16 protein-coding genes are annotated in these 13187 nt (G+C 70.3%); 2 read left to right on the top strand and 14 right to left on the bottom strand.

Annotated elements, in window-relative coordinates:
• Positions 1–9 precede the first annotated feature (9 nt).
• Positions 10–210 (bottom strand): hypothetical protein, encoded by a 201-nt coding sequence (locus tag ACFYXF_RS07745; protein ID WP_389348669.1) that lies wholly within the window; start codon positions 208–210, stop codon positions 10–12.
• Between the two features lie 93 nt (positions 211–303).
• Here ACFYXF_RS07745 and ACFYXF_RS07740 point away from each other — a divergent pair, with 93 nt between their 5' ends.
• Positions 304–1266 carry a GlxA family transcriptional regulator gene (locus tag ACFYXF_RS07740; RefSeq protein ID WP_389348668.1) on the top strand — a complete coding sequence of 321 codons (963 nt, stop codon included), beginning with the start codon at positions 304–306 and terminating at the stop codon, positions 1264–1266.
• A 30-nt stretch (positions 1267–1296) separates the two neighbouring features.
• Here the strand turns inward: ACFYXF_RS07740 and ACFYXF_RS07735 are convergent, their stop codons facing one another.
• The 10 genes from ACFYXF_RS07735 to ACFYXF_RS07690 form a co-directional block, all read right to left on the bottom strand.
• Positions 1297–2658, bottom strand: a complete 1362-nt coding sequence (locus tag ACFYXF_RS07735; RefSeq protein WP_389348667.1) for a cytochrome P450 — start codon at positions 2656–2658, stop codon at positions 1297–1299.
• A complete protein-coding gene (cyc1, locus tag ACFYXF_RS07730; RefSeq protein WP_389349003.1) occupies positions 2655–3740 on the bottom strand; it encodes an epi-isozizaene synthase in 1086 nt (361 codons plus the stop codon). The genes ACFYXF_RS07735 and cyc1 overlap by 4 nt, the downstream gene beginning before the upstream one ends.
• Positions 3741–4042: 302 nt before the next feature.
• Positions 4043–4693 carry a peptide deformylase gene (gene def, locus ACFYXF_RS07725; protein WP_389348666.1) on the bottom strand — a complete coding sequence of 217 codons (651 nt, stop codon included), beginning with the start codon at positions 4691–4693 and terminating at the stop codon, positions 4043–4045.
• A gap of 151 nt (positions 4694–4844) precedes the next feature.
• A complete protein-coding gene (locus ACFYXF_RS07720) occupies positions 4845–5825 on the bottom strand; it encodes a tetratricopeptide repeat protein (protein ID WP_389348665.1) in 981 nt (326 codons plus the stop codon).
• Between the two features lie 157 nt (positions 5826–5982).
• Positions 5983–7209, bottom strand: coding sequence for an HD-GYP domain-containing protein (locus tag ACFYXF_RS07715; RefSeq protein ID WP_389348664.1), 1227 nt, complete (start codon positions 7207–7209; stop codon positions 5983–5985).
• A complete protein-coding gene (locus ACFYXF_RS07710; RefSeq protein ID WP_389348663.1) occupies positions 7206–8591 on the bottom strand; it encodes an HD-GYP domain-containing protein in 1386 nt (461 codons plus the stop codon). The genes ACFYXF_RS07715 and ACFYXF_RS07710 overlap by 4 nt, the downstream gene beginning before the upstream one ends.
• A gap of 180 nt (positions 8592–8771) precedes the next feature.
• Complete coding sequence (locus ACFYXF_RS07705) at positions 8772–9194, bottom strand: roadblock/LC7 domain-containing protein (protein WP_389348662.1); 423 nt, start codon at positions 9192–9194, stop codon at positions 8772–8774.
• Positions 9195–9212: 18 nt separating this feature from the next.
• Positions 9213–9377: a hypothetical protein gene (locus ACFYXF_RS07700; protein WP_389348661.1), complete on the bottom strand. Its 165-nt coding sequence runs from the start codon at positions 9375–9377 to the stop codon at positions 9213–9215.
• A 128-nt stretch (positions 9378–9505) separates the two neighbouring features.
• Positions 9506–10318: a hypothetical protein gene (locus tag ACFYXF_RS07695; RefSeq protein ID WP_389348660.1), complete on the bottom strand. Its 813-nt coding sequence runs from the start codon at positions 10316–10318 to the stop codon at positions 9506–9508.
• Between the two features lie 43 nt (positions 10319–10361).
• The gene (locus ACFYXF_RS07690; protein ID WP_389348659.1) at positions 10362–10727 is read right to left on the bottom strand and encodes a hypothetical protein; all 366 of its coding nucleotides are present in this window, start codon (positions 10725–10727) and stop codon (positions 10362–10364) included.
• A gap of 164 nt (positions 10728–10891) precedes the next feature.
• Here ACFYXF_RS07690 and ACFYXF_RS07685 point away from each other — a divergent pair, with 164 nt between their 5' ends.
• Entirely contained in the window at positions 10892–11257 is a 366-nt protein-coding gene (locus ACFYXF_RS07685) for a hypothetical protein (RefSeq protein WP_389348658.1), read from the top strand.
• Between the two features lie 64 nt (positions 11258–11321).
• On the opposite strand, the gene rsrA is transcribed toward ACFYXF_RS07685, so the two are convergent.
• From rsrA to ACFYXF_RS07670, 3 genes are all read right to left on the bottom strand, one after another.
• Positions 11322–11615 carry a mycothiol system anti-sigma-R factor gene (rsrA, locus tag ACFYXF_RS07680; RefSeq protein WP_389348657.1) on the bottom strand — a complete coding sequence of 98 codons (294 nt, stop codon included), beginning with the start codon at positions 11613–11615 and terminating at the stop codon, positions 11322–11324.
• Positions 11612–12292, bottom strand: coding sequence for an RNA polymerase sigma factor SigR (gene sigR / locus ACFYXF_RS07675; RefSeq protein WP_389348656.1), 681 nt, complete (start codon positions 12290–12292; stop codon positions 11612–11614). The genes rsrA and sigR overlap by 4 nt, the downstream gene beginning before the upstream one ends.
• 255 nt (positions 12293–12547) lie before the next feature.
• Positions 12548–13186 carry an alpha/beta family hydrolase gene (locus ACFYXF_RS07670; protein WP_389348655.1) on the bottom strand — a complete coding sequence of 213 codons (639 nt, stop codon included), beginning with the start codon at positions 13184–13186 and terminating at the stop codon, positions 12548–12550.
• Position 13187 lies beyond the last annotated feature (1 nt).

The raw sequence follows: 13187 nt of genomic DNA, 5'->3' as shown, positions 1-13187 counted from the left end.
CGGTTGAGGTCACGCCGCCCGGATCACGTCCTGGGCGGTGATGGCCCGGCGGGCCGAGGTGTCCTGGGCCTGCCGGTCCTGCTGGGCCTTCCGGAGCTGACGGTCGATGCGCCGGTCGTGCGCGAGGCCGATCAGGGACGGGAGGGCGAGGGCCGCGAAGATCGCGACGACGACGAGTATTCCGACGATGTTGTCCGCTGCTGTGTTCATGTACATCAGTCTGGCGCCGAACACTCCTGACCGTCAGTGGCAGGACTGCCGCACACCCTCGATTTCCTGCCAATGCCGAGGCACACTGGCAGCATGCTGGAAAACGTGGCCGTAGTGCTGCTCGACGGAGTGCATCCCTTCGAACTCGGTGTCGTGTGCGAGGTCTTCGGCCTCGACCGCAGCGACGAGGGCCTGCCGGTGTACGACTTCGCGGTCGCCTCGGCCGAGGGCCCGACGCTGAGCACCCACGCGGGCTTCGCGGTACAGCTTGAACACGGCCTTGAGCGGCTGGAGAGCGCCGATCTGATCGCCGTACCGGCCGGGCAGACCTATGCCGCCCGGGAGTATCCGCCGGAGCTGCTCGACGCGCTGCGGCGGGCCGTGGAGCGTGGGGCCCGGGTGCTCAGCGTCTGCTCCGGGGTCTTCGTGCTCGCCGCCGCGGGCCTGCTGGACGGCCGGCGGTGCGCGGTGCACTGGCGGCACGCGGACGAGCTGGCCCGGCGCTATCCGCTGATCCAGGTCGAGCCGGACGTGCTGTACGTCGACGCGGGGCCGGTGATCACCTCCGCCGGAACGGCCGCCGGGATCGATGCCTGTCTGCACATCGTGCGCGAGGAGCACGGACCCGAGGTCGCCAACTCCATCGCCCGCCGGATGGTCGTACCGCCGCACCGGGACGGCGGACAGGCCCAGTACATCGAGCGGCCGCTGCCCCGGTCGCGGTGCGACACCGTGGGGTCGGTGCTGGTCTGGATGGAGCGCCATCTCGACGAGGAGGTGACCGTCGAGCAGCTCGCCGAGCGCGCCCACATGTCGCCGCGCACCTTCGCCCGCCGCTTCCAGCAGGAGACCGGCACCACGCCCTACCGCTGGATCCTGCGGCAACGCGTCCTGCTGGCCCAGCAGTTGCTGGAGGCGACGGACGAGACGATGGACGCGATCGCCTGGCGCACCGGCTTCGGCAACGCGGCGGCACTGCGCCACCAGTTCGTACGGTCACTGGGGACCACCCCGCAGGCGTACCGGCGTACGTTCAAGGGCCCGGAGGCCGCCTGACCGTACGCCGGTTCGACCGCCCGGGCGCCTTCAGCGGGGTATCGCCCGCAGCAGCAGCCGGTCCGGGTGCAGGGTGATGCCCACGCGGACCGCGTCGCGTGATCCTGGCACCCGTTCGAAGCGCCACTTCCTCGCCAGCTCGGCCGTGAGAATGGTGAGCATGGCCATCGAGAAGTGGTCGCTCGGACACTTGCGGTTGCCCACGCCGAACGGGGTCATCGCGTACTTGGGCAGACTCCTGGTGCGTTCCGGAAGCCAGCGGTCGGGGTCGAACTCGGTGTTCCGCTCGTACGAACGCGGATCGCGCTGGATCGCGTACGGGCTGTACACGAGATCGGCACCGGCCGGAATCCGATAGCCGCCCAGCTCGGTCTCGGCCACCGCCCGCCGCGTCAATATCCATACGGGCGGCTGCAAACGCATCGTCTCGACGAGGACATTGTTCGTGTGCGTCAGCTTGCGGACGTCCGCGAATGCGACCGCGCGGTCGCCCCCGACCGATTCGGCCTCCTCGGCCACCTTGTCGGCGTGGTCCGGCTGTTCGGCGAGGACCTGGAGCAACGACATGATCGTGGAGGCGACGGTTTCGGCGCCCGGGGTGACAATCGCGACGACCTGATCGTGGATCTCCTGTTCGCCTATGGGGTCGCCATTCCCGTCCTTGGCCGACAGCAACGCCGTCAGCAAATCGTCCGGATTTTGACCGGATGCCCGGCGCTCGGCCACGATCTCGTCGACGACGAGATGCATATCGGCCAGGGCCCGGTTGAATTTGCGGTTGCCCGGCAGCGGGAGCCGGTAGAGCGGTCCCGCGGGGATCACCATGCGCCGGTACATCCCCAGGAACACCGTGGCGAGCGCGGCGCACAGCCGGTCGGCCCGCTCGTCCATGTAGTCGCCGCGCAGCAGACAGCGGGCCGCGATGCGCACGGCGACCCGGAAGGACTCCGCGGTGCAGTCGACGATCCCGCCCGGCCGCAGGCGCCGGGCGAAGGCGTGCGCCTCCTCCTCCAGGATCGGCCCGTACTCGGGCAGGACGTCCAGCCGGAACGCGGGCTGGATGGTGCGCCGTTGGCGCCGGTGGGTGGGCCCGTTGGCGGTGGCCACACCCTCCTTGCCGAGCAGCCCTTCCAGGGACTCCCACAGCGGGCCGCCGATGATGTAGGCCGGGTTGAGCGCGAGTTCCCCGACGAGTTCCGGCGAGGTGGCCGCGTACACCGTCTTGGGGCCGAGCTTCAGCCGTACGACGTCGCCGTGGTCGCGGAGCCGGGCGAACCAGCCGAGCGGGTCGCGGACCAGCTGCCAGCCGTGGCCGAGGAGCGGGACACCGCCGCCGGCGAGGGGCGGTTCGCTCATGGGGGGAGACGCGGGCCGCACGGATTCGACGGTCATTTCTCACCTGCCGCTTCGTTGTTGACGTACGGGGGTGTGGAGCGGTCGTCCCAGTTGTCGACCATGTAGCGGCCGGACTCGTGGTGGAACCAGTAGACAGAACTGAACCAGTTCCGCATATTGTCGAGACAGGCGTTCACGGCGCTGCTCATTTCCTTTCCCCGGGTGCTGCCGTCGTCGAGCGACTCGGCGAACCGACGCGCCTCCTGTTCCGCCGCGAGGAAATCCAGAATGGAGTCCTCGACCCGCCTCCTGACTTCCACGATGGCCTCTTCGAGAGTCATCCCCTCATGCCGAATGAGACTGATTCCGAGATTGTGGACCTCGTCTCCCGCGATTTCCTTCGGAAGTGAGCAGAGGTCGTTGTACCAGGCGGCGAATTCCTGGCTCAGCAGCGCCGCCCGATGGAATGCGGACTGTTTCCGCACCACCGTGGGGAGTTCGCAGCCCGCGCCCGGTTCCAGGAGATCGGTCCAGATCCAGTGCGCGAAGGTGAGTCGCCGCAGTTCGAGGTATTCGTCGACTTTCGGCACGGTTCCGTTTGTACGGTTGCGGAACTCACGGTCGTACGCGTCGATCACCGCGTGGAAATGCCGCGCGAAGCGTGCGTTCCACTTCCTGCCCAGGAACGAGAACAGACGCAGCACACTGTCCGCGAACCCCGCGACCAGCGGATCCCGGTGGTACAGATACAGCCCGGGTGCGTCCAGCGCGGCATGGAGCCGGCTCCTGAGTTTCCGCCAGGCGGCGGGCCGGCCGTGCACGATGTCACGGTCGTGGCGGTCGTCCCAGACGAAGAACCAGGCACTGAAGTCCGCTATCGCCTGGAGTACGTCGTCCGGGGCGCCCAGGTAGTACCCGGCCATGAGGTCGGTATAGCAAAGGCCGTCGGCATATTCTGCGACCTTGTCCGCCGGCATGAGGCGTTTTTCCAGCAGCCAGCCCCTGGTGTTCTCCTGAAGTCGGGGCCAATACGGATGCAGTTGCCGGGGAAACGCCGCCTCGATCACCGGTAAGGCCAGTGATGGTGGGATCGCTACCGCTGTTGTCGCCGGTGAGGTGCTGTGTGGGAAAGCAGGCACGAACAAACCCCTCTCAGCCGCCAGTTGGCGCAACACCCCTCCCGCTGTGCCGGGCGTGCGCCGTTGCGTATCCCCGCACTTCCCATTCAGCACCACAACTGACCGTTCTGGGAACGGATTTGCTTCCTTCACTACCCCAAGCTGCCGAGATTCGCCGCTGGTCTGACTGATTCTGGATCACTACAAGCACACTTGAGTCCGATTCTCGATCGAATGTACGACGGACGCCTGACCGAAACACGAACGGCCCCTGGTCAGGGGCCGTTCGTGTGCGGGTGAGTGCGCGTGTGCCTCAGAGGTTGTCAGTCGTTCGCGACCACGGGGTAGCGGGGCTCGTTCTCGGCCATCTGACGCAGTGCGTCCTTGCGCTCACGCTTGGAGAGCCGGTCGATGTACAGGTACCCGTAGAGGTGATCGGTCTCGTGCTGCAAACAGCGTGCGAAGTAGCCGGTGCCGCGCACCTTGATCGGGTTGCCCTTCTCGTCCTGTCCGGTCACCTCGGCGTAGTCGGGCCGGGCGAGCGGCGCGTACGCGGTCGGCACGGAGAGGCAGCCCTCGTTGCTGTCGTCCAGCCGGCGCCGGTCGGCGGGCAGCTCGACGAGCCTGGGGTTGCAGATGACCCCGGTGTGCCGGGCGCCCTCGTCGTCGGGGCAGTCGTAGATGAAGACCTTCAGATCGACACCGATCTGGTTGGCGGCCAGGCCCACGCCCTCGGCGGTGCGCTGGCTGGCGAACATGTCCGCGACCAGCTGCTCGAGCTCCGCGCCGAACTCGGTGACGTCCTGGCACTCCTTGTGCAGCACCGGGTTGCCGACGACCGTGATGGGCCGCGAGGTCCCACGCTCCCGCCAGGCGGCCTCGCGCTCCTCCCCGTCCTCGGTGTCGATGACGAAGCCCTCGTCGTCCACGGGAAGCACGCCCGCGTGCTGCTGATCGGTGTCCTGCTGCGCCATGACCGACGATGCCTTCCTCAAACAAACAGGGAGAGAGTTGCGGATACAGGGTACGGGGACGCGCCCCTAAGGGCCGCCCCGCAGGGGCACCCTTAGGGGCGCGGGGAACTGCGCGACCAGCCCCCACCGGACCAGCACCCGGCAACGAGCCCTAACAAACCTCTTCGAGATCCCGCCAGTCCCGAGTCTCAGGACTGTCGGCGACCCACCCGTCCAGCAACCCCCGAACAAGCGAGGCCGGAGCAGCGATGCCACATTCCCGCTCAGGCGCCCAGAACTGCCCGTCCGTACGATGCCCCAACGGCCCAGGATGACCGGGCTCACTGTGATCGTGCGGATCGAGATGCTCCCCGTCCCCCTCATCGGACGGCATCCGCGACTCCGAGCACATCCGGCACAGCAACCGAACGGACGACGACCAGTCCTCGGCGGCGAATCCCGCGTCGGACGCCAGCCTCTCCAACGCGTCCCGGTCCTCCTCGGCGGCGGCCTCCAGCAGAACCACCCACGTCGGCACCGGCGAGGGCGCCCACAGCTCGATCTCGTCGAAGACGGGGTAGGAATGCCCGGCGGCAGTCGTCCGCTCACCGTGCGGCACCCCGTCGTGCAGCACGACCTCGCCCCAGCGCCGCCCGGACGACGGCAGCGGGATCGACAGCACCTCGATCCGGGCGGGATCCAGCCGCCGCCCCCACACGACCTCGGCCTCGCCCTCGGGCGACAGCCGTACGGCCGCGCTGCCCAGGTCCATGCCGACGGGCTCACCGGCGGCCGTGACGCCCCCGGGCACCCGCAGCCCGTACGCCTGCCAGGCCCGGCGGGCCAGCGGCCAGTCCTGGAGGGCGGTGGCGGCGATGCCCACGTTCCACCAATCGGGGGCCCCGGTCTCCCGGTCGAGCAGCGCGACGGCCCGCAGACCGGCCGCCCGCGCCTGCTCCCAGTCGTGCCGGAACTTGTGCAGCAGAGCGAGGTTGAACCAGGACTCGGACAGCCACGGTTCAAGATCGGCGGCACGTGTCAGCAGCGCCCCCGCGTCCTCGTACCGCCCGTCGCCGATCAGCGTGAACGCGCGGTCGGTGGCCTGCCGCCATGAGGCGGAGGGCCGGTGCCGTCCCTTGCCGAAGATCCTCACGATTCCCGCCTGCCAGTGCCGTGGAGTGGGCCGGCTTCTGCCCCCGTACAGCCTCTCCCTCGCATCCAACCACGGACCGCTGGAGGGGCGCTCATTACCCATGGGTTACCCAACCGAGGGCAGCGTAAGACCGTCCACCCCTCTCCCACCACCACCTTCAGCCGATGCGCTCGTGGACGGCGCCGCCATTTCTGGCGAGCACCCGGGCGAGTGATTCCACGACCTCGGGTTGGTAGTCCCGGCCGGTCCCCAGCCGCAGCTCTTCGAGCGCGCGCAGCGGCCCGTCCGCTCCGGCTTCCCGGACTTTCTCCTCGTATGCGTTGACGGCCCGCACGATCCGCGCGGAGACCGGCTGCTCCCGGTACGGATCGGCCTGCCGTTCCACGACCACGGCGACCGCGGCGGCCACCCCCGTCTGCCGTACGACGGCCCCGCCGAGCAGCGCGATCCGGCGCTGTTCCGCCACGGGGAGTACGGCCGTGGCGCCGGCCGGGACCGGGTCGACGAGGCTGAGCTGCCCGATGTCGTGCATCAGGGCCGCGTACTCCAGCACGGTCAGCTCCGGCTCGGACAGCCCCAGCTCCCGCCCGACCGCCGTGCTCAGCACCGCGACCCGCCGGGCGTGCCCGGCCGGGGTGTACCCGGCGATCTCGGTGGCGCGGGCCAGTGAGGCGATGGTCTGCCGATAGGTGGCCCGCACGGCCGCGTACCGCCGGAAGGAGAGCTGGGTGAGCAGCAGCGGCAGCGAGAAGACGGGCAGCGCCCAGAGGCCGACGACGGCGACGGCCAGCGCCATGACCACCCCGGTCGCGCACACGGCGGTCCCGATGCCCAGCGTGGCCCGCAGCTCGTCCCGCAGCAGCGGACCGAAGGGCCAGCCGGTGCGCGCGTGGGCCAGCGCGGCGGCGAGCACGGCGTCGCAGAGCGCGGTGAGCCCGAGCAGCGCGACGAGCAGCAGGACGTACGCGGGGCCGCCCCAGGCCTTGAACACGCCCTGGTTGTAGAGGGGTTGGAAGCAGACGGCGGCGAATCCGGCGGTGAGGACACGCCGGGCCAGGTGGTCGGCGGTCGGCCCCTGTCCGCGTGCCACGTGCGGCACACAGCCGACGAGGGTGGCCGCGAAGACGACGGCGACGACCTGGAGGGCGCCGTGGTGCGTGGCCCGCCCGGCGTCCTCCCCGAGCAGCGCGTACGACAGCGTCCCGGCGGCGGCGAGCGGCGCGATCTCCCGCGACTCGGGCCCGCTCCAGCGGGTCAGCTCCCCGAGGACCACGAGCAGTCCGAAGCAGAGCGCGACGGCACGCTCGTCAAGGCCGTACCAGAGGGTGTGGGCGAGGGAGAGCAGGGTCAGGAGAGCGGCGGTGAGATGAACCAGTGTTCTCATCTCACCGTCCCCGCGGTGGACCCCAGCGGGGCCGGGATCCCGGGGGCCGGCGTGCGGTCGGCGTCGGAGTGCGCCGAGTCGGCCGTGACCGCCGGATGCCAGCCACCCCCGCGGCCGAGCGCCCGCACCAGCGCCCGGACCATCACCGGGTCGAACTGCGTCCCCGCACACCGCTCCAGCTCTGCCAGGGCCACCGGCACCGGCCGGGCCCGGCTGTACGACCGTGTCGACGTCATCGCGTCGAACGCGTCCGCGACGGCCACGACCCGCGCGAACTCCGGGATCTGGCTCCCGACGAGCCCGTACGGGTATCCGCTCCCGTCCAGCCGCTCGTGATGGTGCAGGATCGCCGACCTGGCCTCCCCGAGGAAGCCGATCCCCCGGACGATCTCGTGCCCGTACTCCGGGTGCAGTTCGATCACCCGGCGCTCCTCCGGGGTGAGCGGCCCGTCCTTGCGCAGCAGCCGCGTGGGAACGCCCAGCTTGCCCACGTCGTGCAGGATTCCGGCGAACCGCAGGACTTCCACCCGCTCGTCGTCCATGCCCAGTTCCCGCGCGATCATCATCGACGCCTGTCCGACCCGCTCGCTGTGCCCGCGCGTGTAGCCGTCCTTGATGTCGACGGCCTGCACGAGCGCCCGGATCGTCGCCTGGTGCGCCGCCCGCTCCCGGTGGTACTGGGCGAACACCCACCACGACACCCACATCGGCAGCAGCACGAGCAGCGCGGCGACGGGTCCGTACGGGCCACGCCACAGGACGGCCATCATCAGCCCGGCGAGGCCGTGCACCCCGACCGGCACCAGGGACCGTACGAACAGTCCCCGCCAGGCCAGCCGCACCGGCACCCGTTCGGCGAGCGCGAGGATGCCTCCGTCGAGCAGGGCCAGGACCAGGCAGAACGCGACCACGGCCACCCCGGCGCCGAACAGCGCGTACGGGAACCCGGAGGAGTCGACCGCGTCAGGGCCGCCGAGCGACCAGTGCACCCGCGAGGCCGTCCAGGTGCCGATCCCGAGCTGTCCGGCCCGCCAGAGCCGGCGCGGCCAGGGCGTGCGTTCGGAGCCCCTGACCAGCAGCGCGCCCGGCAGCGGCACGAGCGCGGCCGCGGCGGGCGGCAGCAGGAAGGCTCCGGCGAGCAGGACGGGCGTGTGCCACCGGGGCGGACCGGCACCCCCGGAACCGGCGGCGCCCGCGCCCTCGTACCCCCGGCCCCCGCCGAACCGGCCGACCGCGAGCTGCTCGCACGCGGCGCACAGCGCGGCGAACAGCGCCACGGCGCCCCAGGGGGCGTGCGTGGACCCGACGGGCGCCGCGCAGAGGACGGCCCCCAGGGCGACAGCGACGACGTAGACACGCGCCCACGGTGTGATCGACCGCATGGCGCTCCCTCCCCCGTGTCCCGGACCGGGGCCGGCCGGGCTGGCGTTCGGCACAAGCCTGTTCAGGCTCCGGGACATGGAGGATAGGGCGGCCGGCGGCGACCATACCGGGGCATTGGGCGAATCCCAGGCCTCAGGAGCCGCAGATTAGCCCGTTAGAGGGAACCGTGAGCGTCAGTGTCAGTACGCCACATCCGCAGCCAGCACCTTGGTCAACTCCTCGACCGTGGCCGGGGATTCACGCTGGAACGCGGCGATGTCCAGCCCGTCGTCGCCCATGACGGTCAGCAGGGCGCGTTCGCCTACGGCCAGCACGATGACGTGCCCTGCGCCGCAGCGGGCGACCACCTCGCGGAGTACGCCGACGTTCGCCTGCTCGGCGATACGGCGGCTCACCCCGAGCGTGGCGGCGGCGAGCGCGGCGATCGACTCGGGGTGTGCGGAGTCCGTGTCGGCGACGACGAGAAGTCCGTCCACCGTGGACAGGACGCTTTCGGAGACTCCCATCACCCGGTCCCGCAACGAGGTGAGGATGCCGGTCAGCTGGGCTGACTGGGAGGGCTCCGGATTTTCTTCGCTCAGGGGAGGGCTCAGGGGACCCATGGGACGTACTCCTTGCGGTCAGTCGGGCTCCGGAAGAGCGCGCAACGCATGGCGGACCCGCCGCAGCGTCTCGACAGAGGGTTGGTCGGCGGCCAGCTCTTCGGCCGTGGGGCCCAGTAGGGCGGGATTCGCGGGAGGCCGTACGGGAAGCGGCTTCCGTACGGGCGGAGTGGGTGTGCTCACACCCTGATCGTTCTGGGTCGCGGCGCCTTCGTCGGCGGTTTCGCCAGCTGTTCCCCCGTTGGTTCCCCCGGTGGTTCCTCTATCGGTTCCGGCAGCGCTTTCGGCATCTCTTCCGTCGTCCGCACTCACTACCCCCCTCTCTCTCCGCCCCTCGGCATACGCCTCGGCAGCGGCTCGGTTCTCGACGGCACCGGCGGCGGGCCGGCTTCCGTCGTACGGCCGGGGGTGACGCGTGGCGCGGTGCTGGGCCGGCCGCCGGATGCGGTCGGGGTCCCCCATCGGAGGAGCCCGAGCGTCTCCATGCGGATCAGGTCCAGCATCACGGCGTACAGTCCGCGCCCCAGCGCGAAGGCGATGTCCCGGGCCGTACGGCGCCCGTTGACCTGGTTCAGAACGTCCTCGTGCCGACCGGACAGCGGCCCCTCCACGACCCCCGTACCCGGTGTGGGGCGCGCGCGGGCGAGTTCGCCCGGAGGGCCCCACAGACGGCTGAGCAGCGCGATGCGCCGCGTGGTCTCGTCGGTCAGCTGCCGTGGTTCCACGCCGGGTCGGACACGGAGGGCCGGTTCCGGGCCGCTCAGTTCCCAACCGCCCGGCGCGCCCAGCGACATGGCGAAGGCCGCGTCGAACACGGCGGCCGTGCAGATGACTTCGAGTTCGGCGCCGCCCACCAGCCCGTCGGCCACCAGACGTTCACCGAGCAGGTCGGGGTCGGGCTGTGCCGCGCACGCGGCGAGCCAGGCCTCGTCGTCGATCCGGCCCGAGGTCAGCAGGGTCGAGGTGGCCGTCGGCGCGCCCGGTGTCTCGACCGCGCCCACCAGGCCGTCGCGCAGGTGAATCGTGCCACCAGGCGTGCCCGCGACCCGTACCGTGCCGCTGAACCCCTCCTCGCGCAGCCCCAGGAGCAGCGCGGGCAGGTTGCGCGCGGCGGACGCGTTCATGCACTCACCCACGCTCGTGGTCCGGCCGTACCGGGTATGCCGGTCATGCCAGCACCTCGTCGGCCAGGTCGCCCATACTGCGCGCGGCGAGCGCGAGGTTGGCGCGCTCCCGGTCGAGTCCGGCGGTCAGCAGCAGCGGGTCGCCGGCCGGGCGGCCCACCGCGAGCAGGACCTGATGGCGGCGCACGCTGGTCGTAACGACGCTCTCCAGTTCGCCCTCGGCACCCGCCCGGCCCAGCCGGTCGGCGACGAGGGCGGCGAACTCGGAACTCTCCTGGCCGTCCCCGGCCTCGGCGATGTCTCCCGCCGCTCCGTAGGTGAGGCCGGTGACGGCGTCGACGAGGGCGACCCCGGTGACGCCGGGGGAATCGAGGAACCGGGCCAGCGAAGCCTCAACTGCCGTCGCCATTTGGCCATTCCCCCTTCACGTACGACCGTTGCACAGTACTTTGAACGACAACTTTCGTAACACACACCAAAGTTGATGTTTTACGACCCGAGAGTCGCTGGAGTTCGATCGTAGTTGCACGGACAGCGACCGGTCAGCGTCACTGAGGAATTGGGGCACCAAGAATGAACATCGAGACAGCGCTCAAGGAAGTCATGACCGTCGACGGGGCGCTCGGAGTGGCGCTCGTCGACTACGACAGCGGTATGTCGCTCGGCACCCTCGGCGGCGGCCCGGGCCTCGACCTGGAACTGGCGGCGGCGGGCAACACCGAGGTCGTACGGTCGAAGATGCGCACGCTGGCCTCGCTGGACATGGACGACTCCATCGAGGACATCCTGATCACGCTGGGCAGGCAGTACCACCTGATCCGCCCGCTGGCCAGCAGCAAGGGCGCGCTCTTCCTGTACGTCGCGCTCGACCGGTCGCGCAGCAACCTGGCGCTGGCCCGGCACAGCCTGAAGCGGATCGAGAACGGCCTGGACGTCTGAGGACGTCCGAGCCGGAAAGCAGCGATCGGCCCCGCTGAGCGGGGCCGATGGCGGTTCGAGAGCGTCAGCCCTCGGTGGCGATGTCGTGCTCGGGCACGGTCTGTCCGGAGCGGATCATGTCGAGCCGCCCCAGGACCTTGGCGCGCAGGTCGGTCGGCACGTCGTCCTGACCGCAGCAGCGCTTGACGAGCTTCTTCACGGCCTGTTCGAGCCCGTACTTCTCCAGGCACGGAGAGCACTCCTCGAAGTGGACCTCGAACTTGGTGCAGTCCGAGTCCGGCATCTCCCGGTCGAGGAACTCGTAGAGATGATCGAGTACTTCACTGCAGTCCGTCTCGTGCGGCTCTCCGCAGCTCATGAGCCCGAGCCTTTCGCTTCGTTCGACTCTCCGGCACCGGCCGGGACCAGGCCACGGTCACGGGCGTAGTCCTCCAGCATGCCGCGCAGCTGGCGACGGCCGCGGTGCAGCCGGGACATCACCGTACCGATGGGTGTCCCCATGATGTCCGCGATCTCCTTGTACGCAAAGCCCTCTACGTCCGCGAGATACACCGCGATCCGGAATTCCTCCGGGATCGCCTGGAGGGCGGCCTTCACGTCCGAGTCGGGCAGGTGGTCGAGCGCCTGCGACTCGGCGGAGCGCAGACCGGTCGACATGTGCGACTCGGCGCGCGCGAGCTGCCAGTCCTCGATCTCCTCGGCGGCACTGCGCTGGGGCTCGCGCTGCTTCTTGCGGTACGAGTTGATGAACGTGTTCGTGAGGATGCGGTACAGCCATGCCTTGAGGTTGGTGCCCTCACGGAACTGGTGGAAGGACGCGTACGCCTTCGCGTACGTCTCCTGCACCAGGTCCTCGGCGTCGGCCGGGTTGCGCGTCATGCGCAGCGCGGCCGAGTACATCTGGTCGAGGAATTCGAGCGCGTCCCGCTCGAAGCGCGCGCTGCGCTCCGCGGTCGACTCACTCCTGCCCGGGCCCTCGGGCTGCTCCGCCTGGCCGTGTTCGGTCCCTGCGTCGGTCCCAGTGACCGGACCCACCTCCTCCAGTGACGTGGCGAGACCGAAACCGATCCCACTCGAATCGGAGGATAGACGAACATCGTGTCCGCCCGCCGCCCGAATAGGGGCGGTCTTCGCCGCGTGCAGGACCGTCCAGTCCAGGTCAGCACTGCTGCGGCGATTCGGGCAGATGGTCGAACCCATGCGGCGGACTTCCTCTCGTACGAACGGTCACCACACGCTTGTGGTATCTGATCCGCACAACATTGGTCCGCCGCCCGGCATTCCCGGCCGTCACCCGAGTGACGCGGTCCACTCCACGACCCGCGAGGTGATCACCGCCACCGCCTCCTCCTGCCCCACGAGTGCCCGTTTCGGCACGGCGAAACCATGATCGCCGTACGGCACCTCCGCCAACTCGAAGTCCCCCGCCGGGAACTCGTCCGGCTTCCCGAACGGATCGTTGCCGCCCTGGACGACAAGGGTGGGCACCCCGGCCCCGAGCAGCTCGTCGGCCCGCGACTTCTCGGGCCTGCCCGGCGGGTGCAGCGGGAAGGAGAGCGCGAGCACGGCCACCGCGCCCAGTTCCTCGGCCGTACGACAGGCCACGCGGGCCCCGGCGCTGCGCCCGCCGGCGATCACCGGCAGCCCGGGCTTCGCCAGCGCGGGCCAGATCCCCCGCCACCCCACGTCCAGCGTCTTCGGCGCGGGCGCCACCTTCTTCCCGGCCACCCGCCAGGGCTGCTCGACGAGCGCCACGGTGACGCCGTGCGCGGGCAGCTCCCCGGCGAGCGACTGGAGATCCCGGGCCTCGATGCCCCCGCCGGCGCCATGACTGACGGCGAGGACGAGGCGGGGGTGCGGGGCCGGGTGCCAGGTGATGCGAGCGGTGCCCGCGTCGGTCTCGACAGTTTCGATACGTGTTGGGCTCACG

It is taken from the genome of Streptomyces sp. NPDC002680 (assembly GCF_042889145.1).
Classification (GTDB): Bacteria; Actinomycetota; Actinomycetes; order Streptomycetales; family Streptomycetaceae; genus Streptomyces; species Streptomyces adonidis.
The sequence above is the reverse complement of the archived record's forward strand: the minus strand, read 5'-3'. Positions and strand labels throughout refer to the sequence as shown.